Annotated in this window: 24 protein-coding genes and 3 tRNA genes; 12 read left to right on the top strand and 15 right to left on the bottom strand. The window is 57.5% G+C overall.

Annotated elements, in window-relative coordinates; all coding sequences use genetic code 11:
• Positions 1–3 precede the first annotated feature (3 nt).
• Positions 4–921, bottom strand: coding sequence for a ribokinase (gene rbsK, locus FHW04_RS07465; RefSeq protein ID WP_031376039.1), 918 nt, complete (start codon positions 919–921; stop codon positions 4–6).
• Positions 922–1,308: 387 nt separating this feature from the next.
• Between rbsK and deoR the strand changes: the two genes are divergently transcribed.
• Positions 1,309–2,073: a DNA-binding transcriptional repressor DeoR gene (deoR, locus tag FHW04_RS07460; protein WP_031376040.1), complete on the top strand. Its 765-nt coding sequence runs from the start codon at positions 1,309–1,311 to the stop codon at positions 2,071–2,073.
• A gap of 2 nt (positions 2,074–2,075) precedes the next feature.
• Here deoR and FHW04_RS07455 read toward each other — a convergent pair whose 3' ends face one another.
• Complete coding sequence (locus FHW04_RS07455; RefSeq protein ID WP_031376041.1) at positions 2,076–3,023, bottom strand: 2-hydroxyacid dehydrogenase; 948 nt, start codon at positions 3,021–3,023, stop codon at positions 2,076–2,078.
• 186 nt (positions 3,024–3,209) lie between these two features.
• On the opposite strand from FHW04_RS07455, the gene ettA reads away from it, so the two are divergent.
• Positions 3,210–4,877: an energy-dependent translational throttle protein EttA gene (gene ettA / locus FHW04_RS07450; RefSeq protein ID WP_072051008.1), complete on the top strand. Its 1,668-nt coding sequence runs from the start codon at positions 3,210–3,212 to the stop codon at positions 4,875–4,877.
• A gap of 48 nt (positions 4,878–4,925) precedes the next feature.
• Here the strand turns inward: ettA and FHW04_RS07445 are convergent, their stop codons facing one another.
• Positions 4,926–5,822, bottom strand: coding sequence for a LysR family transcriptional regulator (locus FHW04_RS07445; protein ID WP_089561354.1), 897 nt, complete (start codon positions 5,820–5,822; stop codon positions 4,926–4,928).
• 95 nt (positions 5,823–5,917) lie between these two features.
• Here FHW04_RS07445 and FHW04_RS07440 point away from each other — a divergent pair, with 95 nt between their 5' ends.
• Complete coding sequence (locus tag FHW04_RS07440) at positions 5,918–6,919, top strand: zinc-binding alcohol dehydrogenase family protein (protein WP_031376044.1); 1,002 nt, start codon at positions 5,918–5,920, stop codon at positions 6,917–6,919.
• Between the two features lie 40 nt (positions 6,920–6,959).
• Here FHW04_RS07440 and nadR read toward each other — a convergent pair whose 3' ends face one another.
• The 3 genes from nadR to serB form a co-directional block, all read right to left on the bottom strand.
• A complete protein-coding gene (gene nadR / locus FHW04_RS07435; protein ID WP_031376045.1) occupies positions 6,960–8,201 on the bottom strand; it encodes a multifunctional transcriptional regulator/nicotinamide-nucleotide adenylyltransferase/ribosylnicotinamide kinase NadR in 1,242 nt (413 codons plus the stop codon).
• Positions 8,202–8,286: 85 nt separating this feature from the next.
• The gene (gene radA, locus FHW04_RS07430) at positions 8,287–9,669 is read right to left on the bottom strand and encodes a DNA repair protein RadA (RefSeq protein WP_031376046.1); all 1,383 of its coding nucleotides are present in this window, start codon (positions 9,667–9,669) and stop codon (positions 8,287–8,289) included.
• A 13-nt stretch (positions 9,670–9,682) separates the two neighbouring features.
• The gene (gene serB / locus FHW04_RS07425) at positions 9,683–10,660 is read right to left on the bottom strand and encodes a phosphoserine phosphatase (RefSeq protein ID WP_031376047.1); all 978 of its coding nucleotides are present in this window, start codon (positions 10,658–10,660) and stop codon (positions 9,683–9,685) included.
• Between the two features lie 107 nt (positions 10,661–10,767).
• Here serB and FHW04_RS07420 point away from each other — a divergent pair, with 107 nt between their 5' ends.
• Complete coding sequence (locus tag FHW04_RS07420; protein WP_046289178.1) at positions 10,768–11,418, top strand: YtjB family periplasmic protein; 651 nt, start codon at positions 10,768–10,770, stop codon at positions 11,416–11,418.
• Between the two features lie 88 nt (positions 11,419–11,506).
• Here the strand turns inward: FHW04_RS07420 and yjjG are convergent, their stop codons facing one another.
• Genes yjjG through FHW04_RS07405 form a run of 3 tightly spaced genes read right to left on the bottom strand, consistent with a single transcriptional unit; the run spans position 11,507 to position 13,028 of the window.
• Positions 11,507–12,187 carry a pyrimidine 5'-nucleotidase gene (gene yjjG / locus FHW04_RS07415; RefSeq protein ID WP_069728463.1) on the bottom strand — a complete coding sequence of 227 codons (681 nt, stop codon included), beginning with the start codon at positions 12,185–12,187 and terminating at the stop codon, positions 11,507–11,509.
• Between the two features lie 18 nt (positions 12,188–12,205).
• Complete coding sequence (rimI, locus tag FHW04_RS07410; protein WP_031376049.1) at positions 12,206–12,646, bottom strand: ribosomal protein S18-alanine N-acetyltransferase; 441 nt, start codon at positions 12,644–12,646, stop codon at positions 12,206–12,208.
• Positions 12,618–13,028, bottom strand: coding sequence for a DNA polymerase III subunit psi (locus FHW04_RS07405; protein WP_069728464.1), 411 nt, complete (start codon positions 13,026–13,028; stop codon positions 12,618–12,620). The genes rimI and FHW04_RS07405 overlap by 29 nt, the downstream gene beginning before the upstream one ends.
• Before the next feature lie 106 nt (positions 13,029–13,134).
• Here FHW04_RS07405 and rsmC point away from each other — a divergent pair, with 106 nt between their 5' ends.
• The 4 genes from rsmC (at position 13,135) to FHW04_RS07385 (ending at position 14,636) form a co-directional block, all read left to right on the top strand.
• Positions 13,135–14,166, top strand: coding sequence for a 16S rRNA (guanine(1207)-N(2))-methyltransferase RsmC (gene rsmC / locus FHW04_RS07400; RefSeq protein WP_069728465.1), 1,032 nt, complete (start codon positions 13,135–13,137; stop codon positions 14,164–14,166).
• 151 nt (positions 14,167–14,317) lie between these two features.
• A tRNA-Leu gene (locus tag FHW04_RS07395) sits at positions 14,318–14,404 on the top strand.
• Positions 14,405–14,434: 30 nt separating this feature from the next.
• Positions 14,435–14,521: transfer RNA gene (locus FHW04_RS07390), tRNA-Leu, on the top strand.
• Between the two features lie 28 nt (positions 14,522–14,549).
• Positions 14,550–14,636, top strand: a tRNA-Leu gene (locus FHW04_RS07385).
• An 83-nt stretch (positions 14,637–14,719) separates the two neighbouring features.
• Here the strand turns inward: FHW04_RS07385 and FHW04_RS07380 are convergent.
• The gene (locus FHW04_RS07380) at positions 14,720–15,004 is read right to left on the bottom strand and encodes a DUF1435 domain-containing protein (protein ID WP_031376351.1); all 285 of its coding nucleotides are present in this window, start codon (positions 15,002–15,004) and stop codon (positions 14,720–14,722) included.
• A 222-nt stretch (positions 15,005–15,226) separates the two neighbouring features.
• Between FHW04_RS07380 and FHW04_RS07375 the strand changes: the two genes are divergently transcribed.
• From FHW04_RS07375 to FHW04_RS07365, 3 genes are all read left to right on the top strand, one after another.
• The gene (locus FHW04_RS07375) at positions 15,227–16,315 is read left to right on the top strand and encodes a GGDEF domain-containing protein (RefSeq protein WP_094106334.1); all 1,089 of its coding nucleotides are present in this window, start codon (positions 15,227–15,229) and stop codon (positions 16,313–16,315) included.
• Between the two features lie 193 nt (positions 16,316–16,508).
• Complete coding sequence (gene fhuF / locus FHW04_RS07370) at positions 16,509–17,300, top strand: siderophore-iron reductase FhuF (protein WP_031376349.1); 792 nt, start codon at positions 16,509–16,511, stop codon at positions 17,298–17,300.
• A gap of 96 nt (positions 17,301–17,396) precedes the next feature.
• A complete protein-coding gene (locus tag FHW04_RS07365) occupies positions 17,397–17,861 on the top strand; it encodes a YbaK/EbsC family protein (RefSeq protein ID WP_031376348.1) in 465 nt (154 codons plus the stop codon).
• Here FHW04_RS07365 and FHW04_RS07360 read toward each other — a convergent pair.
• From FHW04_RS07360 to FHW04_RS07345, 4 genes are all read right to left on the bottom strand, one after another.
• On the bottom strand, positions 17,858–19,078 hold the full coding sequence (locus FHW04_RS07360) for an MFS transporter (protein ID WP_031376347.1): 1,221 nt from the start codon (positions 19,076–19,078) through the stop codon (positions 17,858–17,860). The two genes, FHW04_RS07365 and FHW04_RS07360, sit on opposite strands and share 4 nt — an antisense overlap.
• A 271-nt stretch (positions 19,079–19,349) precedes the next feature.
• Positions 19,350–20,342, bottom strand: a complete 993-nt coding sequence (locus FHW04_RS07355; RefSeq protein ID WP_089561352.1) for a nucleoside hydrolase — start codon at positions 20,340–20,342, stop codon at positions 19,350–19,352.
• Between the two features lie 12 nt (positions 20,343–20,354).
• Positions 20,355–21,377, bottom strand: a complete 1,023-nt coding sequence (locus FHW04_RS07350) for a LacI family DNA-binding transcriptional regulator (protein WP_046289218.1) — start codon at positions 21,375–21,377, stop codon at positions 20,355–20,357.
• 66 nt (positions 21,378–21,443) lie between these two features.
• Positions 21,444–22,835, bottom strand: a complete 1,392-nt coding sequence (locus FHW04_RS07345) for an MFS transporter (protein WP_031376345.1) — start codon at positions 22,833–22,835, stop codon at positions 21,444–21,446.
• Positions 22,836–23,423: 588 nt separating this feature from the next.
• On the opposite strand from FHW04_RS07345, the gene FHW04_RS07340 reads away from it, so the two are divergent.
• Positions 23,424–23,978, top strand: coding sequence for a histidine phosphatase family protein (locus FHW04_RS07340; RefSeq protein WP_031376344.1), 555 nt, complete (start codon positions 23,424–23,426; stop codon positions 23,976–23,978).
• On the opposite strand, the gene FHW04_RS07335 is transcribed toward FHW04_RS07340, so the two are convergent.
• Positions 23,960–24,925, bottom strand: coding sequence for a hypothetical protein (locus FHW04_RS07335; protein ID WP_089561351.1), 966 nt, complete (start codon positions 24,923–24,925; stop codon positions 23,960–23,962). The genes FHW04_RS07340 and FHW04_RS07335 overlap by 19 nt on opposite strands.
• Positions 24,926–25,263 lie beyond the last annotated feature (338 nt).

Genomic DNA, 25,263 nt, shown 5'->3' with positions numbered 1-25,263 from the left:
ACCTCAGTGAAGATTAAGAAAGCGCTGAAAACCCTCTGCGTCGGGATAGGCGCGCTGGGTGCCGCGTCCGGTCACGCTGCAGGCGGCATAGGCCGAAGCCTGGGTCATGGCGGCCGCGATATCGCCGGTTTTAACCAGCAGGTGGGCAAAACAGCCGATAAAGGCATCGCCGGCACCGCTGGTGTCGACCGCCCGGACTGGCGTTGCCGCCACCCGGTGTACCGTATCGCCGTTCATCCATACCGAACCGCGACTGCCCAGTGTGATAATCAGGTTTTTCAGACCGCGCTTCAGCAGCGACCGCCCGGCAGCGATCACCTCCTCATCGCTGGCTACCGGCAGACCGGTGAGGATCTCCAGTTCGGTTTCATTAGGCATAAAGAAGTCACACTTGCAGGCGTAGTGGATGTCGAGATCGGCCACCGCTGGCGCAGGGTTCAGGATCACTTTGATCTGATGCTGACGGGCAAAATCGATGGCGTAATAGACCGTTTCCAGCGGGATCTCCAGCTGCAGAATGATCAGCTGGCAGGCTTTCAGCGCCTCAGCGGCGGCGTCGATATCGGCCGGCTTCAGCTGCTGGTTGGCACCTTTAATAATCAGGATGCGGTTCTGTGACCGATCGTCGACAAAGATCGGCGCCACACCGCTTGAAGTGCCCGCCGCCGTAGTGACGAAGCGGGTATCCACGCCCTGCTGTTGCAGATTCGCCACGGTATTGGGCGCAAACAGATCGTCGCCCACTTTGCTGACCATCATCACTTTCGCACCCATTCGGGCGGCAGCAACCGCCTGGTTAGCCCCCTTTCCGCCACAGCCAAGGGCAAAATCGGGTGCTTCAAGGGTTTCGCCCGCTTTCGGCAGGCTGTTGGTATAGGTAATCAGGTCGACCATGTTTGAGCCGATGACCGCGATATCCATGACTGTTTTCTCCCGGATGTTTTTTAACCATCAAATGTTATAAAATTAACAATAACAATTCTAAAAGGTTAAATATGTGATAAAAACCACATCCTGAAGGCGCAGTTCTGCCAATATATGCCGAATTACGGCCGCCCATCGTGTTACGATTGTAACAATCAGACATTACCGGACACCACCGCGCCGGACGCCGCCTGGCCGGTTTGATATCACCGCCGGACGGTAGCGGATGAGGTTTGCGGGGTTTAGCCGTTGCAGGTAAGATTGAAAATCAGCCTGGCGGAGAGGACGCAACTCCTTAAAATCTGTTAGGTTTGTCGCGATGATTACGCCGGTTTCCGGCTCCCTCAATCAGCCCAGCAGGATACTGAACAGACAGAGATGACCATGGAAACCCGGCGCGACGAACGTATCCACAAGCTGACTCAGGCGCTTAAACGCACCGATAAACTGCATCTGAAAGACGCAGCTCAACTGCTTGGCGTGTCAGAAATGACCATTCGCCGCGATCTTAGCGAGCCCGCCTCCAGCGTGGTGCTGCTGGGCGGCTATATCGTCAGCGACCCGAAGAGCCACGCCAGCCACTACTTTGTTACCGATCAGCACGGTCAGAATGCCGCCCGAAAACAGCGGCTGGCCCAGGCTGCGGCTAGCCTGATCGGCGAAAATGACACGGTATTTTTCGACTGCGGCACCACCCTGCCTTATATCGTCGATGCGATCCCGGACACCCTGCCGTTTACCGCGATCTGCTGCGCTATGAATACCTTCCTGGCGTTAAAGGAGAAACCGGCCTGCAATGTGATCCTCAGTGGCGGCGAGTTCCACGCGGATAATGCGCTGTTCACACCGATCGGCGGCCATTCGATCCTCGACGATCTCTGTCCGACGCTGGCGTTTATCTCGGCGGCCGGGATCGACAAAGATCAGGGTGCAACCTGCTACAACACCAATGAGCTGGCGATGAAGCACCACGCGATGCTGCGGGCGCGTCAGTGCATTTTAGTGGCTGACAGCAGCAAATATGGCAAGGTGCTGCCGGCCCGCATCGCCGAACTGCGCCGCTTTGATCTGCTGGTCAGTGACAGCGCGCCCGATCAGGCGCTGCAGGACTGGCTGGCACAACAGGCGATTCCGCTGCGCCTGCCGTAAGTTCACGCCCAGCGGTTTGCCACCGCTTCGCCGTCACGCAGGCGGCGCAGGTTGTCACACACTCCGCTCAGGTTGCCCGCCAGAGAGATATCTGTGACGCCGCCAATGTGCGGCGTGGCGATGACGTTATAGCGAAACACCTCATCCTGCGGATCGGGCGGCTCCTGCCAGAATACATCCAGCCCGGCCCCGGCCAGCGACCGGTTTTTCAGCGCGCTGAGAAAGGCCGCTTTGTCGATTAATCCACCGCGACCAAGGTTGATCAGAAAGCTCTGCGGTTTCATCTGCGCCAGCGCCGTGGCGTCAATAATCTGGTGAGTCTGCGGGTTATCCGGCAGGCTGAGCACCACAAAATCGGCCTGCTGCAACAGCTGCGGCAGTTGAGTCATGTCACCCAGCCACGCCAGGCCGTGCTGGTGAGCGAAAGCCGCATCGGCTTCACGCCTGACGCCGATCATCCGCATGCCAAACGGCCTGAGCCGCGCCGCCAGTGCTTTGCCGATGCCGCCTAAACCGACCAGCCCGACCGTTTTGCCCTTCAATCCCAGGCCGACCGGCTGGCCCAGCTGCTGCTGCGCCAGGCAATCAGCGATTTCGTGATAGCGACGCGCCAGGCCAATCATCATCCAGATACCGAGTTCCGCCACCGAATCGGCATTGCCTGAGCTGTCGGACGGCACATTGGCGACCATGATGCCGCGCTGTTTCGCCGCCGCGATGTCGATCCCCTCCAGCCCGGTGCCCGCCTGCTGGATCAGCGCTAAGCGATCGGCGGTCGCCAGCAGCGCCGCGTCCACTTTGCACATGCCGGGGATCAACGCATCGAAGCCGGCGAGACTTTCGGCGGCGTGGCCTGCCGAGGCGACAAACTCCACGTCCGGTAGCCGCTGACGAATAGACGGAATCAGTCCGCCCCAGGCGTGTTCATCTGCTGCGATCAATACTCTCATCGTCACTCTCCCGGTTTTTAAGGCAAAAAAGCAGCATAGTGTCGGGGTTGTGCGGAAATCAAACAGTTATCCCGAACTGCGGCACGCATCGGAATATTCGCCGCGGCCCGGCTGTGATTAGACGGTGAAAAAGGCTAAACTTCGACATCATCCAAATGACCAACAGACCCAGAGGCTCAATACAACGTGGCTCAATTCGTCTATAGCATGCACCGCGTCGGCAAAGTCGTTCCGCCGAAGCGACACATCCTGAAGAACATCTCCCTTAGCTTCTTCCCGGGCGCCAAAATCGGCGTACTCGGCCTGAACGGCGCGGGTAAATCCACCCTGCTGCGTATCATGGCCGGCATCGATAAAGATATCGAAGGGGAAGCGCGTCCGCAGCCTGGCATCAAGATTGGCTACCTGCCGCAGGAGCCGCAGCTTAACCTCGAACATACCGTGCGCGAGTCCGTTGAAGAGGCGCTGTCTGAAGTGGTTGGCGCGTTAAAACGCCTCGACGAAGTCTATGCGCTGTATGCCGAAGAGGGCGCGGACTTTGACAAACTGGCCGCTGAGCAGGGCCGTCTGGAAGAGATTATCCAGGCACATGATGGCCACAACCTGAATACCCAACTGGAACGTGCGGCAGATGCGCTGCGTCTGCCAGACTGGGAGGCGAAAATCGCCACTCTCTCCGGGGGTGAACGTCGCCGCGTCGCACTGTGCCGTCTGCTGCTGGAAAAGCCAGACATGCTGCTGCTCGACGAACCAACCAACCACCTGGACGCCGAATCTGTCGCCTGGCTGGAACGCTTCCTGCACGACTTCGAAGGCACCGTGGTGGCGATTACCCACGACCGTTACTTCCTTGATAACGTTGCCGGCTGGATTCTGGAGCTGGACCGTGGCGAAGGCATCCCGTGGGAAGGTAACTACTCTTCCTGGCTGGAGCAGAAAGATGCGCGTCTGGCGCAGGAAGCCTCTTCTGAAGCGGCCCGCCGCAAGTCGATTGAGAAAGAGCTGGAGTGGGTTCGTCAGGGCACTAAAGGCCGTCAGTCTAAGGGCAAAGCCCGTCTGGCGCGCTTCGAAGAGCTGAACAACACCGAATACCAGAAGCGTAACGAAACCAACGAACTGTTTATTCCGCCTGGCCCACGTCTGGGTGACAAAGTGCTGGAAGTCAGCAATCTGCGTAAATCGTACGGTGACCGCGTGCTGATCGACGATCTCTCGTTCTCCGTACCGAAAGGGGCGATTGTCGGCATCATCGGTCCGAACGGCGCCGGTAAATCGACGCTGTTCCGCATGATGTCCGGTCAGGAACAGCCTGATTCCGGCAGCATTGTGCTGGGCGATACCGTCAAACTGGCGTCAGTGGATCAGTTCCGTGACAGCATGGATAATTCCAAAACCGTGTGGGAAGAAGTCTCCGGCGGTCAGGACATCATGCGTATCGGCAACACCGAAATGCCAAGCCGCGCCTACGTCGGCCGCTTTAACTTCAAAGGCGTCGATCAGGGTAAACGCGTCGGTGAGCTGTCGGGCGGTGAGCGTGGTCGTCTGCATCTCGCCAAGCTGCTGCAGGTTGGCGGCAACATGTTGCTGCTGGATGAACCTACCAACGACCTGGATATCGAAACCCTGCGCGCGCTGGAAAACGCCCTGCTGGAGTTCCCAGGCTGCGCGATGGTGATCTCGCATGACCGCTGGTTCCTCGACCGCATCGCGACCCACATTCTGGACTACCAGGATGAAGGCAACATCGAATTCTTCGAAGGTAACTTCACTGAATACGAAGAGTACAAGAAGCGCACCCTCGGCGCTGAAGCGCTGGAGCCGAAACGTATCAAGTACAAGCGTATAATTAAGTAACAGAACAGTGTTAAGGGCGGCAGCAATGCCGCCTTTTTTATTGCTCGATTAACGATAAAACTCCCTGAACACCGGCGAGTGCAGCGCGAACTCCACGAAGCGTGCCAGCGCCGGGGAATTGAGTTTACGTCCCGGATAGACCAGCCACAGCTCATTTCCTTCCATCTGCCACTCCGGCAGCACCGGCACCAGACGCGGGTCCGCCATCATTCCATCGGTGAGAAAACGCGGCAGCAGCGTGATACCGGCATCGCCGAGCGCCGACTCACGGGCATAGATCAGATTATCGGTCAGATGCGCGGGCGGCAGCAGCCAGCGATAAAATTCCTCATCCCGCTGTAATACCCATTCATTCCAGGCACGATGGGCGATGCAGCGATGGGCAGAAAGCTGTTGCGGATGAATAATGGGTGGATGCTGATCAAGATAGTGCTGCGAGGCCACCAGCAGCCGCTGGCAGTAACCGACCCGACGACCAATCAGCGATGACTCCTGCGGCTGACCGGTGCGCAGCGCCACATCAAAGCCCTCCTGCACCAGATCGCGAATATCATCTGAGATCGAAATATCCAGCGTCACATCGGGATAGAGCCGTAAAAACTCCGCATTGCAGCGCGCCAGCAGGGTTGCGCCGATGCCCGCCGGGCTGGTGATGCGCAGCCGGCCGCTGGGGTTTTCACGCAGGCTGGCGATCGCCTGATCGGCACGTTCGCTGGCCTGCATCATCTCCTGGCAGTGCAGCAGATAGCGCTCACCGGCAAAGGTCAGGTTGAGCTGGCGGGTGGTGCGATTCAGCAGCCGGATGCCGAGTCGGTGCTCCAGCTGGCTGATGCGCTGGCTGACGCTCGATTTTGGCAAACCGGCGCGTTCCGCCGCGCCGGTAAAACTGCCGCACTCCGCCACCAGCGCGAAAAGAGCCATGTCCTGCCACTGACGAAACGCCATTGTTCACCTCAGACGAACACTCTATGAAAGATTGTCCATCTTATCACCGCTAAATCCAGGTTCTACACTTAGCGTAACAACACAGGAGATCCACTATGTCTATTCGCGCTATTGCTGTTAATCCAGAGAGTCCTGAGAACTTCATTGAAATCTTCCCCGAAACCCCGACGCCAGGCGAGTACGACCTGCGGGTTGAGGTCAAAGCCGCCTCGGTCAACCCGGTCGATACCAAAGTTCACAAAGGCGCAATCAAAAACGGGCTGCAGGCACCGCGTATTCTCGGCTGGGATGCCAGCGGCGTAGTGCTGGAAGTTGGCAGCAAAGTCAGCAACTTCAAGCCGGGCGATGAAGTCTACTATGCCGGCGATCTGACCCGTGCCGGCAGTAACAGCACCGAGCAGCTGGTCGATTCACGTATCACTGGCCACAAGCCGAAGAGCCTCGACTGGGCGCAATCGGCGGCGATCCCACTGACGGCACTGACGGCGTGGGAAGGATTGTTTGAGCGACTGAATCTCGACGCGGCGACCGCGGATCAAACGCTGCTGATCGTGGGCGGCGCTGGCGGTGTCGGATCGCTGGCGATCCCCCTGGCGAAGCTGCACAGCAAGGTGAAAGTCATTGCAACAGCCTCCCGCGAAGATTCGGCGCAGTGGTGCCGCGATCGCGGTGCCGATCTGGTGATTAACTACAAAGATATGCCGGGTGAACTGGAGAAACAGGGGATTAAGCAGGTCGATTATATCTTCTGCCTCAACGATACCGACGGTCACTGGGAAACCATGGCGAAGCTGATTGCGCCGCAGGGCCACATCTGCACCATCGTTGAGAACGAGCATCCGCTGTCGATGGATCAGCTGAAGCTGAAAAGCGCTGCGCTGCACTTTGAGCTGATGTACACCCGCAGCATGTTTAACACGCCGGACATGGCGCGCCAGGGTGAAATTCTGGATGCCGTGGCAGCCTTGCTGGATGAAGGTAAGCTGCAAACCACGCTGAGTGAGACGCTGCAGGGCTTAAGCGTTGAAACGCTCAAAGCGGCCCATCAGCGGGTGCTGGAAGGCCATATGCGTGGCAAGGTCGTGATGGTCTATTAATCTGTCCGCCAGGGGGGCCGCGCCGGTCCCCCTGGTTCGATCACGGCTGGGCGTTCTTCTCGCCCAGCATCGCTCTCACCAGTTCAATGCAGCGCAGGAAACGGGTGTCGTAATCATCCTCACGCACATGAACAAAATCGATATTGTTTTCACGCAGCATCGTCACCAGCATCGACTGGAATTCGCGACGATCGACTGAACTGCCCAGACTGCGCAATCCATCCGCCACCCACGGCACATTGTTCTCAAGCAAAATGACTAAATCGAAGCGATATTCGTCGATCAGTGCCTGAACAAAGGGATGTTCGCGCCCTTCGTACTTCAGGCAGAACGCCTGGGTCGTCACGAAATCGGTGTCGATAAACGCCACCTTGTTGGCATATTTTACCGCGAAATCGATGTACTGCGCCTGACCGAGCGCGATTTTGTCGTAGTCCGAATATTGCAGCGCCATTTCATCGCCACCGAGGTGCGAAAAGACATAGTCGCGGCCATATTCCCAGGCACTGGTGGTGTTGAAAATATTAGCGAGCTTATTCACCAGCGTCGATTTGCCGCTTGATTCCCCGCCCAGTATCGCCACGGTGCGGACAAAGAACGGCTTCACTTCGGTCGGGATATATTCCCAGAAGCGGAACGGATCCTGACGGATCTGCGCGCCGCTGATGCTCATGAAAGATCGGTCGGGATCGACCAGCACCGTCCGAATCCCCAGGTGCTGCTGATACATCTCCGCATCAGGCGCTTCGCTGGTGTAAATGCAATCCGGCGCGATGCCGTGCTCGCCGAGAAACGCGCTGACCCCTTCACTCCAGACGTCCCAGCCGTGCGGATACGGCTCAATCCCCTCCTCGTTAAAGGCGTGGATACGGATGTTTTTCTGATATTTAAAGGTCTGTAGCAACCAGCGCAGTCGGTCGCTGACCGTCGGCTGCTGCGACATGGCGCTGTTATCAAACAGCTGGCGATCGCGCGGCTCGTCATAGCCCATGATGATGTGCAGCTCATCCACCTGACTACAGGCGCGCTGAATCAGATAGATATGGCCGGTGTGCAGCGGGTAAAACTTGCCGAATACCACGCCGACCGTTTTATCACGGCGCGGAAACTCCAGTCCGAGAAAGCGGTGCAGTGCTTCCAGTTTCTGCGCGCTGGGGCTTTTGATTTTGGCGTTGAGCAACTGGCTCAGATAGCCTTTGGTCATGCCGCTGGCATCAGCGACCTGTTGCAGCGTGTGGCCCTGCTGGCGAATGGCCGTTTTCAGATAATCAAACGACGACATGTCGTGCCTCCTGCGTGAATGCGTATAAGGTTGAACGCGCCGCCCTCGCCCGCTGACGGCAAGCCATCAGCGGACGCCAGCCGCATTACAGATCGTCGAGAATCGCCAGCGCGTCGGCCAGCTTCTTCGCGCTGAAAACCTGCATGCCATCGATCGGTTTTTTCGGCGCATTGCCAGCCGGCACAATGGCGCGTTTAAAGCCATGTTTCGCCGCTTCCGAAATTCGTTCCTGACCGCTGGGGACCGGACGGATTTCGCCCGCCAGCCCCACTTCGCCGAAGATCACCAGATCCTGCGGCAACGGGCGATCGCGCAGACTCGATACCATCGACAGCATCAGCGCCAGATCGGCACTGGTTTCGGTCACCTTGACCCCGCCAACCACGTTAACGAACACATCCTGGTCCGCCATCTGCAGGCCGCCATGACGATGCAGCACCGCCAGCAGAATCGCCAGACGGTTCTGTTCCAGCCCGACCGCAACGCGACGTGGATTGCCCATCATCGAATGGTCTACCAGCGCCTGAATCTCCACCAGCAGCGGACGCGTCCCTTCCCACAGCACCATCACTGAGCTGCCGGAAGTGACCTCTTCGCCGCGCGACAGGAAGATAGCCGACGGGTTGCTGACTTCACGCATTCCCTGCTCGGTCATGGCGAAAACGCCTAACTCGTTGACCGCGCCGAATCGGTTTTTATGGCTGCGCAGGGTGCGGAAGCGGGAGTCGGCATCGCCATCCAGCAGAACCGAACAGTCGATGCAGTGCTCCAGCACTTTAGGACCGGCCAGCGAGCCATCTTTGGTGACGTGACCGACCATAATGATCGCCACGCCGCGCGTTTTGGCGAAGCGCGTCAGGTAGGCGGCAGTTTCTCGCACCTGCGCCACGCTGCCCGGCGAAGACTGAATCTCCGCCATGTGCATCACCTGGATCGAGTCGATTACCATCAGCTGCGGCTGCTCCTGCTCGGCGATCAGGCAGATCTGCTCGATGCTGGTTTCCGACAGCATATTGACGTTTTCGGTGGGTAATCCCAGACGATGGGCGCGCATCGCTACCTGTTGCAGCGACTCTTCCCCGGTGACGTAGAGGGTTTTCATCCCTTCCGACAGGCGGCACATCACCTGCAACAACAGGGTCGATTTACCGGCACCCGGACTACCGCCGATTAAAATGGCGCTGCCCGGCACTACGCCGCCGCCGAGCACCCGGTCAAACTCTTTAAAGCTGGTCGAGAAGCGCGGTAGCGCCTCCAGACTGATTTCGGACAGCTTCTGTACCCGACTGGTACCGGCACTGCCCGCATAGCCGCTCAGACGCTCGTTACGCGCCGCAGCAGGCGAGGCGGCAATCCGCACCTCGGTGATGGTGTTCCAGGCGTGACAGGCGCTGCACTGCCCCTGCCAGCGTGGATAGTCTGCGCCGCATTCGTTACACACAAATGCGCGTTTTGCCGCTTTGGCCAAATCAATACCTCAGTTAACGCTCTTCATGGATCAGGCTGCCGGAGAGGATGCAGAACACCCCCATCAAATCGGCATGGCGAATGGTGACCGCAGTCTGCTCATTCACCTTAGGTTTAGCATGGTAGGCAATGCCCAGCGCTGAGGCTTTAATCATCAGCAGGTCATTGGCCCCATCGCCGACCGCGACGGTCTGTTCCGGCGCGATGTCAAAACGCTGCGCCAGCTTTTTCAGCGTATCGGCTTTGTATTGTGCGTCGACAATCGGACCCAGCAGGTTGCCGGTCAGTTTGCCGTCGCGAATTTCCAGTTCATTGGCCACTACCGCCGACAGATGCAGCTTATCGCGCAGGTATTCGGCGTAATAAGTAAAGCCGCCCGAGGCAATCGCCACCTGCCAGCCCAGCGCCTGTAATTTTTGCGTCAGGGTAGTCAGGCCCGGCATCAGCGGCAGCGCATCGCGCACCTGCTTCAGAATATTAGCATCGGCCCCCTGCAGGGTCGCCACCCGCTGACGCAGGCTGGCAGTAAAGTCGAGTTCGCCGCGCATCGCGCGTTCGGTCACTTCTGCCACCAGCTCGCCACTGCCAGCCAGTTTTGCAATCTCATCGATACACTCGATCTGAATGGCGGTCGAGTCCATATCCATCACCAGCAGGCCCGGCGTTTTCAGGTGCGGGATTTTGCCGAGTGGCGCCACGTCCAGTCCGGCGTCGTGCGCCAGTCTGCTGGCGAACGGCGTCAGCGAGCCAGCCAGGCGAATCACCTGATATTCATCTACGTTCCAGGCACTGACGATCACCATCGCCGCACCCAGCCGGTGCTGGTAATCGGTCAGCCGTTGCTTATCCAGCCCGCGGCCATACAGTAGCCAGCCAGTCCGGCCAGCGCGATAATCCAGCGGCATCACTTCATCACCGCTAAGGGAAAGGGGCAAACCCGGCCAGAGGGAAACATCGGCGGGCAGATCGCACCAGGTTAAACGATTTGGCATCACAGCTCCTGTAGGGACAACAAAACCACGCAAGAGGCTACCTTGTCTGCGCCGCTTCTGGCAACATAATCTCCAGGCTTTCTGTTGTGACGTGACACGGATTATTGATGGCTAAAACCGCACTAAAATTTCGCTTACATCGCACGGTGATCGTTCTGATCTCAATGGCACTGCTGGTGGCCCTGATGCAGGGTGCCTCCTGGTTCAGTCTCGGCCATCAAATGGCACGGTCTGAACAGGTTGAGGAGCTGGCGCATACCCTGACCAATCAGGTGGCGTTCAGCCTGAAGCCCCTGATGGACAACAGCGAAAATAACCGCAACCAGATTGAAGCCATTCTCAATCAGATGACCGCTAACAGCCGCATTCTCGACGCCTCGGTGTATGACGGCGACGGCAGCTTAGTGGCGCACAGCGGTGAAAACATCAACGTGCGCGACCGGCTGGCGCTGGACGGCAAACGCGCTGGCAGCTACTTCAATCATCAGATTGTGCAGCCGCTGGCGGGTAACGACGGCCCGCTTGGCTTTTTGCGCGTTACGCTCGATACCCACGTGCTGGTCACCGAATCGCGTCAGGTGGATAACACCACCAATATTTTGCGCCTGATGATGCTGCTGGCGCTGGCGATCGGCATTATTCTCTCCCGCACCCTGCTGCGCCATCGCCGTACCCGCTGGCAGCAATCGCCGTTCCTGCTCACCGCCAGCACACCGGTGAAAGAGGATCGCGATGAGGACGACGAGAAGAAAGAGTAACGCTCCGGCTGCGGTAAAGATAAAACGAAAAGGCCCGCTATGCGGACCTTTTTTATGCTGCCAATTTAGATTTGCGAGGCGGCTTCCGTCAGCCGATCAGCAGCGCTTCCAGCTCGTTCAGCGATTTGACCTGCCAGGTCGGATGGATATGTTGCGGCAGCGGTCGGGTGCCGTGATCGAGCCAGCAGGTTTTCAGACCGGCATTGATCCCGCCGAGAATATCTGACTCCGGGGTATCCCCCACCATCAGCACCCGCTGACGATCCGGGTTGCCCATCTGCTTCAGCGCATAATCAAAAATTTCTGCGGCCGGTTTCGGCACGCCCACCTGCTCTGAGATCACCAGCGCGGAAAAATAGTCACGAAAACCGGTACGTTCCAGCCGTATCTGCTGCAACGCGGTAAAACCGTTGGTGATGATGCCCATCTTCACCCGGCCATGCAGCCGGTTCATCAGGCTGACCGCGCCCGGCAGCGGGGTGCAGATCTCGCCCATCGCGCTGAGAAAACCGCTGTTCAGAACCTCCGGCGCTACGCTGAGCTTTTCGCTCCAGTGATTAAAACGCTGAGTCTGCAGCTGTAGCGCTGAAATGGTACCGTTCTGATAATCGACCCACAGCGGCTTGTTAACCGCCTGGTAGTCGGCGTAATCCTGATCGGTAAACTGCACGTCGTAGCCGGCGAACAGACGCTGCAAACCGGCATAGGCGTCGAAGTGAAAAAGGGTATCGTCTGCATCAAACAGGATGCAATCCCAGTTATCTGACATCAAAGCTCCTTAACACCGCTACAGCGTCAGCGCCATGATGATGGCATCTTCACGACCGCTGGCAGTGGGATAATAGTTTGGGCGACGACTGACCTGGTTAAATTCCAGCTGCTGGTAGAGCGCAATGGCGGGCAGATTTGAAGCCCGCACTTCCAGCCACAGCGTCAGCACGTCGCGTTTAATCAGTTCATCAATCAGATGCTGTAACAGCTGGCGGCCAAATCCCCGGCGCTGCCAGGCGGGATCGACCGCAATGTTGAACAGCGAGGCTTCATCCAGCACCACCTGAGTGATGGCGAAGGCGGCCATTTGACCGTCGACGTCGAGCCGCAAATTAAGAAAGCGTTCGCCCTGATTTCTGGCAAAGGTCTGTTCACTCCATGGAAAGGCGTGACTACGACACTCGATGGCGAAGGCCTGCGCCCGATCGTCAGGGGTGAGAAAAGAGATGGCTGTCATGGTTACACATCTGTTGCCAGAGCGCGCGTTTGGCGGCGCCGCTGCTGATCAGTTCATTGAAGGAAGCGCTGGTTAATGCCACGCCGTTAAAGGTTTGTTCACTCTCAACGCCGAGCAGCCATCCTGCGCAATGCAGCGTCTCCGGCAGCATTTGCAGCTGATCCGGCGTCACGGTCATCACCTGAGCCGGTTGCAGATTAAGCGTATGCAGCACGTCGCGCATCAGCGGTTCGTGCAGGCCGGGCGGTGTCTCAGCCACGATAATCAGCTGCGTCTCCGGTGCCAGCGTGACGGCAATTTCGCCCTGAAGCACGCGCGGGCGGCGCAGCTGATACTGCGTAATTCCCATTTGCTGTAAAAGCCAGTCGCGCCTGGACGTCATGGTGTTACCTGTTCTGCTGCCTGAATGCGACGCTATGCTAGCAAACCCATCGAACATGCGCCAACAAACCACTATAATCCCCGCTCAGATCTTACAGGAGCCCCACATGTCTGCTTTTACCCCGGCCAGCGAAGTCATTCTGCGCCACAGTGATGAATTTACCGCCCGCCATGTTTTATTTGCTGGCGATCTGCAGGATGACCTGCCCGCTCAGCTGGAAACCGCCTCTTCGCGGGTGCATACCCAGCAATATCATCACTGGCAAAACCTGAGCCACCGTATGGGCGAACAGGCGCGTTATGGACTGGTTGCGCAGGCGGAAGATGTGCAGGGCTGCGATACGCTGGTCTATTTCTGGACCAAGAACAAACCGGAAGTGCAGTTCCAGCTGCAAAACCTGCTGTCACTGCTGCCGGTGGGCTGCGATGTGTTCGTGGTGGGTGAAAACCGCAGCGGCGTGCGCAGTGCCGAAGGGATGCTGGAACAGTGGGTCACGCTGGAGAAGATCGACAGCGCACGTCGCTGTGGCCTCTATCACGGCCGCCTTGATCGGCAGCCGACCTTCGACGCCAGCGCCTTTGGTCATACCTATCAGCTGAACGATCTGACCGTGCATACCCTGCCGGGCGTGTTCAGCCGCGACGGCCTGGATAGCGGCAGTGCACTGCTGCTCTCGACCTTCACCGCACATACCAAAGGCAAGGTGCTGGATATCGGTTGTGGTGCCGGAGTGCTTGCCGCGTCGTTGCCGGCGCGTTCACCAAAAGTCCGTCTGTGGCTGTGCGACGTGCACGCCGCGGCAATTGAAGCGAGTAAAGCGACGCTGGCCGCCAACGGTCTGGAAGGCGAAGTGTTCGCCAGTAACGTCTTCTCGGACGTGACCGGCCGTTTCGACATGATTATCTCGAATCCGCCGTTCCATGAAGGCACCCAGACCAGTCTGGATGCGGCACAGACGCTGATCCGCGGCGCAGTGAAGCATCTCAATACCGGTGGCGAGCTGCGTATCGTGGCTAACGCCTTCCTGCCCTACCCGCAGGTGCTGGATGAAACCTTTGGCAGTCACGAAGTGCTGGCGCAAACCGGCCGCTTCAAAGTTTATCGTGCCGTTTACGGTCGCGGTGCCAAAGCGCGTTAAGACTTTTTCCGCTGTTTAACCGCGTCGCCGGGCTGAAAACGTTGCTTTTTACAGCGATCGTTTCAGCCCGACAAAATAGTTGTTGACGCATTGAGTAAAATCTCTAGAATGCGCCTCCGTGGTTGTAACATTCTCAAGGTGTTACGGGTATGCGAAGGTGGCGGAATTGGTAGACGCGCTAGCTTCAGGTGTTAGTGTCTTAACGGACGTGAGGGTTCAAGTCCCTCTCTTCGCACCAAAATCACAAGTTTCATATCGCGAGCACTGCGCGAAGGTGGCGGAATTGGTAGACGCGCTAGCTTCAGGTGTTAGTGTCTTAACGGACGTGAGGGTTCAAGTCCCTCTCTTCGCACCATTGCGGTGATATGAACAGACAACTCGATGCGAAGGTGGCGGAATTGGTAGACGCGCTAGCTTCAGGTGTTAGTGTCTTAACGGACGTGAGGGTTCAAGTCCCTCTCTTCGCACCAACGTTGTCATCTCCCTGCTTTAGTTCCCCTTTATGATCGTTTCTGTTACCGCAACCCGGTTACACGCTGTTCACTCCCTGCCTTTAATTCAGATGAAAATTCACTGACACTGCCGCCAGTCCGCCCGCTAATGCCAGACAGGATGGCAGCAGCAGATAATGACGTAAGCGCTGGTTAAACAGCATTACAATGGTCAGCAGCAGCGCCACGATCATCACCACCCGCCACTGGCTGAAGCTCGGTCCCCATAACGCGAACAATGGCATTGCGGCGCACGGCAGCAGAACGCCCCAGGCGCTATCCAGTTTCTTCCCCATCACCCAGCTAAATCCCCACAGGCCGCAGGCGGCAATAATGGCCATCCCCATGATCCGAACCTCAAATGATAAGCATTCCCATTATCATATGACAGTTTTGTGCCTTATGCAGCCTGTTTTTGACTGGCCCGGCCAGGAAGATGACAGACCAGTTGGAAAATGCTAGATTGCGGCCGATAACACTATTAATAACAGCAATAATTTGCTCACTGTCCGGTAAAGCGCTTTACCGGTTTGCGCTTTGATATTTCAGGGCCGTTACGAGTATTTATAATGAAATTACAATCTTATGAAGAACTGAAACACAGCAAATATCGGCTTTCGCTCATGCTTTTGTTGTTTCTTAACGTTGTTATTACACTATTCTGCTGGGCGCCGGTCAGAAAAAGCGAAATGACGTTACCGGTAATTTGCGTCGCTATTTTCAGTAGCGCAATATTATGTCTTTGTTTAATCCGTCCTAAACTAAAATTACCGTTATTAAATCCGGTGTCTTTTATACTGGGTGCTCTCTGGGCCTGGCACATTAACTATCGCTTTCATCAGGCATCTTATTTTGATGATGGCTTTCTGATTATCAGTTTGCTCAGCGTTTTTTTTATCAGCGCCATCGCTCTGAGCGATCATCTGCTGGCGTTTTGCCTGCATATCACCCCGCCGGTGGTCACCGTATTGCTGCTGGATAAGGGGGAACACCTGCCGCTGATCCTGCTGAACATCACCCTGCCGCTGATTGGTTTTTCGTTGCAGCATCTGATGCGTCGTCGCGCCGATAACTTTACCCTGCGCCTGATGCGCCAGCTGTATCAGGAGAAAGAAGCCTTCAGTGACCTCAGCATGCTCGATCCGCTCACCGGACTGTATAATCGCCGCGGGCTGAAAAACCGGCTCGACAATATTCTGGAAAACCATGCAGGCAGTCATTATGTCCTGCTGCTGGATATCGATCATTTCAAAGCCTATAACGACAATTACGGTCATGCGATGGGTGACCAGGCGCTGGCGCGGGTGTCGGTGGCCATTCGCGATGCGGTGCGTTCACGGGATGTGGTTACCCGTTATGGCGGCGAAGAATTTCTGGTGCTGATGACAAACGTCAACAGTTCCATTGCAATGAAACTGGCGGAGCGAATTCGTCAGTATGTGGTCGATTTAGAAATTCCCCACCGCTTTAATGAAAAAGTTTCGACCCATGTAACGATTAGCGCCGGCATTGCGCCTATTTATGATAATGAATTTGATCAGGCGGTAGCGAACGCTGACCGCGCATTATATGTGGCTAAAAATCAGGGAAGAAATACCATTCTCGCCTGGGAAGATTTACCTAAAGCGCATCATCCAACGTCCGGCGAACACGCGTAATACCCTTGCGTATTAAGCGGCTATTATTATGCCGTAACCGCGGTATAGCGGATTTTTATTCTATTAGTTCCTGTTCCTGACTTATTTACTCTCCCCGGCCAGCCGCCCTTTCCTGCTGATGTTTTGTACGGCTTGAAGAGTGAATCAATAACGATTATCATTTGCTTTCTTATCTACTCTTTCGCGAGTCGACATGGCAACCGTAACCGCTCAGGAAAATCGCTTTAGCTCCCAGTCGATGATCTTCCGGCAAAACGACCGTCCGCTGGCGGAAAGTTTGCAGCAACGGCTATTGCAGCAGCCTGACTATCTGCAGCAGTCGATTAAGCTCGATCAGCCTGCCGCGCCCGATTGCCTGACGCTCGCCGACTGGTCACAGCCCGCCGTGTTTACGCCGCTGATTCAGCGTTACAGCGACTATCTCTATCGCGATCATCCTGATGCCGTGCGGGAAGCAAAACCGGTGCTGTCACTGTGGGCGCAGTGGTATTTTGGTCTGCTGCTGCCGCCACTGATGATCGCCCTGCTGCAGGAGTCGCGCGCGCTCGACTGCTCGCCCGAGCATATCCGGGTGGAGTTTCAGCATGGACATCCCGCCGCGTTCTGGATTGCGGTGCAGGAGGATGAGGATGCGCACTACCTGAATGCACAGCAGCGCCTCGATCGGCTGATACAGCAGCATCTGATCCCGGTAGTGAACAGCATTACCCGCCACGGCGATATCAATGCCAGGCTGATCTGGAACAACATGGGCTTTTCGTTTCAGTGGTTCCTCGGCGAGCTAAAAAACACCCTCGGTGAGCTGCCGGTGGCACAACTGGAACAGGCGCTGTTCTTCAACCAGCAGCTGCTGGATGGCAGCGATAATCCGCTCTACCGCACTATGATCCCCCGCAACGGCGAACTGGTCCGTCGCAGCTGCTGCCAGCGTTACCGCATCCCCGATGTGGCGCAATGCGGCAACTGCACCTTAAGCAGCAGCTGATCGCGACGCATTCTGTCACTAAATCTCCGTTTATCTCGTTTACAGGCTGCGAGGCTTGTGGCAATTTTTACGCCTTCGATCAGCCTGGAGAGAAAGATGAGCCTGGAGTCAGTACGCCAGTTCTTTGCCGAACACGCCCCTGAAATTGAGATTATTGAGTTGGCCGAAAGCACCGCAACGGTTGATATGGCCGCCCGCGCCCACGGCGTTACGCCAGGCCAGATCGCCAAAACCCTGTCATTGAAGGTCAAAGATGAAGTGGTGCTGATTGTGACGCGTGGCGACGCCCGGCTGGATAATCGCAAGCTGAAAGCGGCGCTGGGAGCCAAAGCGCGGATGCTTAGCGTGGATGAAGTGATTAACTGGACCGGCCATCCGGTCGGCGGCGTCTGTCCTTTCGGGCTGGAAAATCCGCTGACCGTTTACTGCGACGTTTCGCTGCGCGGTTTTGACGAGGTGTTACCTGCGGCGGGCGCCATCCATAGCGCCGTGCGCATCAGTCCGCAACAGATGGCCGAGCTGACGGCTGCCCGCTGGGTCGACGTCTGCGAAGCGCGTTAATCGGGCTGCCGGGCCACCGCGCCGGAGATTTCGATGCCGCGCGTCTCGCGACCAAACGCCACTAACAGAGAGATCAGCACGGCTACCGTGCCCGCCACTATCGCCATGCCCAGTCCGTAATTGCCGCCGTGGGCTTCTGCAATACGCGATTGCAGCGTGGCGTTGACCGAAGCGATCAGATTCCCCAGCTGGTAGACAAAGCCCGGCAACACGGCGCGTGCGTTGGCCGGAACCAGCTCGGTCAGATAGGTCGGAACGACGCCCCACGCGCCCTGCACCATAAACTGCATCAGGAACGCACCGATGCCAATTGCCCATGAGCCGCTGGAAAAAGCCCACAGCGGCAAAATCGGCAGCGTCAGCAGTGATGCCAGAATAATCGCTTTTTTACGGCCGATACGCTCAGACAGTGACCCAAAGCAGATGCCGCCCAGCATCGCCGCAATGTTGTAACCGATGGCGATCAGGCTGACGGTATGGGCATCAAACTGGTGCTGCACTTTCAGGAAAGTGGGATAGAGATCCTGGGTGCCGTGACTGAAAAAGTTAAAGCAGGCCATCAGCAGCACCATATAGAGACAGATTTTCCAGTGCTGGCGAATGATCGGCATCAGCGCCGAACTGGTTTTATGCTGGCGCGCCGCCAGCCAGACCGGGGATTCAGGTACTTTAAAATAGATAAACGGTAGCAGCAGAATCGGTACTGCGCCAATCAGGAACATGCCCCGCCAGCCAACAGTGGCAAAGAACAGGCCAAAGACAATCGACGCCAGCAGATAACCGCACGGATAGCCCGCCTGGAAAATACCGGACATCAGCCCGCGGGAGCGATCCGGAATGGTTTCCATCGCCAGCGACGAGGCCACGCCCCAGATGCCGCCCATCGCCACGCCGTAGATCACCCGGAACGCCAGAAACGCGCCAAAGGTCGGTGACCAGGCGGAGAGCAGTTCAAACAGCGAAAACAGCACGATATTCAGCATCAGAATCGGCTTGCGGCCGTAGCGCTCCGCCAGGCGACCAAACAGCAGCGCCCCGATCGGCCGCACCGCCAGCGTCAACATAATCGCCAGCGAGACCTCCGAAACCGAGGAGTGAAAGTAGTGCGCCAGATCGCTGAGCACAAAAACCAGAATGAAGAAGTCGAAAGCATCCAGCGTCCAGCTGGCAAAACTGGCAAACGCCACGTTTCGCTGGGTCGGAGTCCAGTTAAGCATGTCACTATCCTGTCTGAGCGGCTTCGGCACAGCGGCCGGAAAGGGGTGGGCGCAACCCACAGCGTGGTTGCAATTTTGTTAACCACTTGTATATATCATGTCAGAAAGGTTAGCGTGCTACGTAATTGTCAGCCGCTGCTTCAGGCTGTAAATAAGCGTGTCAGAATGGCGATTCAGGAAGGGTACGGGGCGGATTGCGCCCCGGTATTCATGATTTCAGGCTTTCAGGCTTTCAGGCTTTCAGGCTTTCAGGCTTTCAGGCTTTCAGGCTTTAGGATTCGGGATTCAGGCGACTGAAAGCCTGGCCGATGATCGCTAACAGCCGGGCATTATCGACACGATGCAGCACGTGCACTAACGCGCCACAGTTCTCCGGGATGCCGGTAGTGACGCGCAGCGGCTGACGATAACGCCAGCTTTTCCCGCGCGTCGGCCCGGCCCGCAGTTCGATATCCACCCGGTAATCGATGCCGGATGCCACCCGCTGATTCATCAGCCAGGCGATCACCAGCGCATCATGGATCCAGCAGCCTGCCAGCTGGCGGGTCTGCATGGAATAGTCGATCCACGGCCGCAGAGTCTCGCGCACAAACTGCGTAAGCGGATGATCAACCGCGGTCAGCCGGGTTAAATCCTGCTGGGTCAGCAAGGTCTGGGTGGTGACATCCATCGGCACCAGCGTCAGCGTGGCACCACTGTGTAACACCTGATGCGCCGCTTCCGGGTCGAGTCCAAAATTGGTGTCTTTGATGTAATCATCCAGCGCGAATACGCCGCCCATGATCACAATCTCCGCCACCGCTTCCGCCATGGCCGGATAACGCTGCATCGCCAGCGCCACATTGGTCAGCGGACCAATCGCTACCAGCGTAATCTCGCCCGGATTGTCGCAAATCAGCTTACCGATGGCGTCGGCCGCCTCGCCCGCATCCGCCGGTAAATCCGCAGGCTGGCGCACATCCTGCCACAGCGTACTGAGTCCTGACTCTATCACCCGATTATCCAGTGCATCACGCCACGGGGCCGGATCTTCCTCAAGTGCCTGCTGAGCGCCCTGCACCACCGGAATGGCTAAGCCCAGCCGGGTTACCAGATCTTTGGCGACGCGCGTACCCAGCTCGCAGGGCGTGTTGCCCGCCACGGTGGTAATTAACTCCAGCGATAGCGCCGGAGACGCCAGGGCCAGCGCTATCGCCAGCCCGTCATCGGTATTAGCACCGGCGATACCGTTGCCCGGATCGCAATCAATAATTATTCGTTTCATGGTGTTATCTGGTTAACTCTGGCTTTGCGGTTTACAGCCGCAGGATTCGCCGATTTCAAGATAGTGGGGAAACTCTTTCAGCTGTGCTTCGTTCTGACCCGCTTTCAGCATCTGAATAGCGCAACGCGCCATCTCACGCAGCGGCTGGCGCACGGTAGTTAACGTCGGAACATGGAAAGCGGCGTGTTCGGTGCCATTGAAACAGACCAGTGCCACATCCTGCGGCACGCGAATCTGCTGTTCGGAGAAGGCGCGGAGCGCGCCAAGTGCCTGACCTTCATTGCTGGCAAACAGGGCGCGCGGCACACGACGCTGTGTAATCATGGTGCGGGCCGCCGCATAACCGCCCTCGCGGCTGTAACTGGCCGGGAAGATCAGCGACTCATCAACCGGCAGGCCACGCTCCTGCATCGCGTCACGCCAGCCCTGGATACGATCCTGGGCGTTAAGCATCTCTGTCGGACCGCTAATCATCCCTACCTGCTGATAACCGTGACTCAGCAGATGCGATGTGACCTGCCAGGCCGCCTGGCGCTCATTGACCCGCAGCATACTGACGCCCGGCTGCGGCTCGACCCGTTCCAGCATCACCAGCGGCGTACCGCTGGCTTTAATCATCTCAATGTAGGGATGGCGATCGACGCTGTTATAAAACAGTCCATCCACCTGCCGGTTCAGCAGCCCCTGAATCAGCTCCAGCTCGCGTTTACGGTCATCGCCGGCATCACCCAGCAACATCACGTGACCGTGGTTCAGCGACTCCTGCAGCAGCACATGCGCCATCGAGGCGACAAACGGATTGCTGATATTCGGCACCACCAGGCCAAAGGTTTTGGTATTGCCGGAGGCCAGGGCGCGCGCCGCAGCGTTTGGCCGGTAACCGGTCGCCTTAATCGCTGCCAGCACCCGCTGACGTGTCGCATCGGCAACCGGACGTGGCCCGTTATTAATCACATAACTGACCACCGCCACCGAGGTGCCTGCCGCTTTCGCGACCTCACTGCGGGTGACTTTTCCTGTTAACGACTTAGCCACATCACTTTCCTCCATAAACAAAGCAGGCCGCATTACACGGCCTGCTGTACTTTTTTGTTGGTCCGGCTATATCGCATCATCCGGCAGGTTGAGATCCCGCCCTCGCGTCTCCGGCGCCACAAAGGTCGTCAGGAACCCGACAGTGGCCATCGCCGAGAAGTAGACCGCAATCGGCCACCAGTGACCGCTGTAAGAGAGCATCGCTGCGGCGATCAGCGGTGCGGTGCCGCCAGAGAGAATGGAACCCAGCTCTTTGGCGACCGCCATTTTGGTGTAGCGGTGGTGGACGCCGAACATCTCCACGCCCCAGGCTGCCTGAACGCCAAAGATACCCAGCGACGCCAGCGCCATTCCCACCACGATTACCGGAATGACCAGCATCGGCTCGCGGCTATCCAGCAGCGTAAAGGCCGGCCAGGCGTAGACCATCAGCAACAGGCAGAACACGCGGTAAACCACCCGGCGGCCAAAGCGGTCCGACAGCCAGCCCGCGCAGGGGATAATGATAAAGCCTAGCAGCGACGCCAGAAAAACGGCGGTGGTCGGCACCGATTTATCCACCATCAGCACCTTCGCGACGTAACCGACAATAAACCCCTGCGCCAGATAAGAGGGGCCATTCTCGCCGATACGCAGACCCACCATGGTCCAGAAGGCGCGGGTACGCTGAAAGAAAGGACGCGAGTCGACCGCTGGCTGCGCCGCCAGCACGCCGGCACGTTCCGCTGCCATCTGCGCTTTTTTACGTTCAAATACCGGCGTTTCACGCAGGTGACGTCGAATCCATAAGGCGACCAGCGCAATCAGCGCACTGCTGAGGAACGGGATGCGCCAGCCCCATTCGAGCAGGCTCTGCTGATCCATCTGCACCACGATCAGCCAGACCAGCGAGGCCAGCAGCGTACCGCTGTTGGAACCAAGCGCGATCACGGAAGAGACCAGGCCGCGACGCTCCACTGGCGCATATTCGCCCAGCATCACCGTACCGCCCGACAGTTCAGCACCCGCGCCAAAACCCTGGGTAAAGCGCAGCAGCACCAGACAGGCCGGTGCCCAGACGCCAATCGAGGCATAGCTGGGGATTAAACCGATAAAGGTGGTGGAGGCGCCCATCAGGATGATGGTGGCGATCATCACCACCTTTCGCCCTTTGCGGTCGCCGAGCCAGCCGAAGAACAGTGCACCAATCGGGCGGGCAACAAAGCCGACCGACCAGGTGGCAAAACTGGAGAGCAGCGCCATCGCCGGGGTCGATTCCGGGAAGAAAACGTCACCAAAAATAATGCCGGCGGCAAGGCCATAGAGCGCGAAATCCGCGTACTCCATGGCGGTACCTAACCAGCATGAGAAAGTGGCGCGCCAGAAATCTTTGCGGCCGGAAGGCGTATTAAACCGCTCGTCGGCGGCTGAGGAGGAAGGCAGTGATGCCTGCTGCTTAACGGTGCTGTGTGCCGTCATAACCCTGTCCCTGAATGAGTATGCAGATCGATAAACGCCCGTCCGTGGGTCGGTTCCCTGGGTGTAAGCGGAACATCCCGGTGGCGACGTTCAGTTGACTAACCATGATGAAAGGTTAAAGGATTCCCTGGTGTTGGAATCTGGCCCCTCGCCCGCTTTCGCCGATCTTTTTTGACCGGTCGCTTTAACGAAGCGAATGTAACTTCACAATCAATGGCGCCTGCTGTGCATCGTGCACCGTGAGCAATCACTGGAGACATAGTGTATCTACGCGCGTAGATAAATCAATAGATCTTCAGCTAATTTGTTAGATAAACTTCATTATCACACTGCGTCATCAAAAGTTTTTATCGCAAATTCAGGCAGTTAACCGAGAGTCGTCGCGCATAAAAAATACATCAGGGCGTGCGAAGTAGAATTTTCTCTTAACATTAAGCTAAATCGGGAGCAGGCCCCTTTCATCGCGCTCCGTTATCGCACCGCGCTGTTACCGTGGCATGACAGCCGGGTTATTCTCCGAAAAAATATCCAGGGATTGGCAAATGCAGACAATGCTTTACCCTGTGGTGAAAGCGGTACAGGAGAGTTATGACGATTATTCTAATGCGGCACGGTAAGCCCAATCACCAGCCCGGCGGACGGCACAACGTGCAGGCGCTGGCGGACTGGTGCGAAGCCTACGATTTGTCACAGGTCAGCGACGGACCGCCGCCGCGTAGCCTGTCTATTGCGCGTCAGGCGACGGTGGTGGTGTGCAGCCCGCTTCCCCGCGCCCGCTCCTCACTGCGCCAGCTCGGGTTGCAGCCGCACGAGGTCGACGCGCTGTTTAGCGAGGTGGCAGTGCCGCTGCTACCGGGCAGTCAGCTCCAGCTACCGACGCTGATCTGGCTGGCGCTGCTGCGGCTGCTGTGGCTGTGCGGTTATGCCGGCCAGAGCGAGTCATTGCAGCACGCCCGCCATCGCGCTTCACTGGCGGCCGACCGGTTAATTGAGCACGCCCGCCACGGCACGGTGCTGCTGCTGGGTCACGGCATCATGAACAAGATGATCGCCCGTGAGCTGCGCAAACGCGGCTGGCAGGCGGAAAAGCACGCCAGCAGCCGCCACTGGAGCTCGGCGATCTATCATCGTCCGTTTATCTGATCGCGCGGATAGTAGCTCAGCACTTCACAGCCGGTGCCGACCCGCGGCGTGGCAATCACTTTGCGCTGAGCCAGATCGATCACGCTCAGGGTGCCATCGCCCTGATTAGCGATCAGCAACAACTGCTTGTCAGGGCTGAAGCAGCCATCCATCGGCATAGTGCCGACCGCGATATCGCCCAGCGGATTGAGCAGATCGTCAAACAGGGTGACAACCGGCTCACCCTCGCCAATCGCCACCAGCTGTTCCCCATCCGCGCTAAAACGCACCACCTGACAAGGCTGCTGATGACCCGGCAGCGCCAGACGCTGGCGAATCCGGTGGCTTTGCCGATCGATAACGTACAGCAGCGGCGCGTCGGCGGCGCTGGCCACCAGGTAAGGGTGTTTGGGTGAGGCGGCGATACCGGCAATCGGCCCCGGCAGCAGGATGGTATCGACGATCCGCCCTTCCGCTTCGCACAGATCGACGACCGTGATGGTGGCGTCCTCTTCGTTATCGGTAAACAGCTTGCGGCCGCTGGGTGACAACGTCAGACGATGCGCATTGTGCGAAGGGATCGGAATGACTTTTTCCAGCCGATCGGTGAGCGGATCGATCACCGCCACAGCGGCACTCTGCTCACAGCAGAGGTAGACTTTGCCGTCGCGCCCCAGCTGACCACTGTGCGGCGCCCGCAGCGGAGACAGATCGATAAAGCCGCTGATCTCCCGATGCTGCAAATCAATTATCGCCACTTTATGGCCCGGATGCGGATTGTTGCCATGAACGCCATCGCCATAAATCGGCACATAGGCTTTGCCCCACGCCGTCAGCATCAGCAGTTCATGCGGTCGCGGTGGAAAGGCGTTCAGCTCCCGCTCGACCGCAAACGTCTCCGGGTTAAGAAACAGGACGCGATTGCCCCGTTTATCTACCGCCAGTAAACCGTGATAATCACTCTGCATGCGCGCTCCTTTCTCAGTAAGATCCTCTTAAGCGTAGACAATCGTTAACGCGCGGCACGCTGGAAGCGATTGATGAGCCGGGCTAACGCGGCAGTTTAAGCGCAATCCGCTGCCGAAAAAGCCACCAGGCCGCAGCAGCGGCGATGACTCCGCCGCGCGATTCAGACTTTCCTTATACCGGCGAAAAAGAGTGATTAAATAAATAATACAGTCCGCTTAATCTATTATTTTCATCGGCTGCCCGGTTTATTTCCGTATTATCCGAAAGTCAAAAAAAGACATAGCTTATAGGTAAATAATGTTTTATTAAAAAGGTGCAGTGCAATTTAAACCGCCGT

The sequence above is a fragment of the Pantoea sp. AN62 genome (genome assembly GCF_050432985.1).
Classification (GTDB): domain Bacteria; phylum Pseudomonadota; class Gammaproteobacteria; order Enterobacterales; family Enterobacteriaceae; genus Pantoea; species Pantoea brenneri.
The sequence above is the reverse complement of the archived record's forward strand: the minus strand, read 5'-3'. Positions and strand labels throughout refer to the sequence as shown.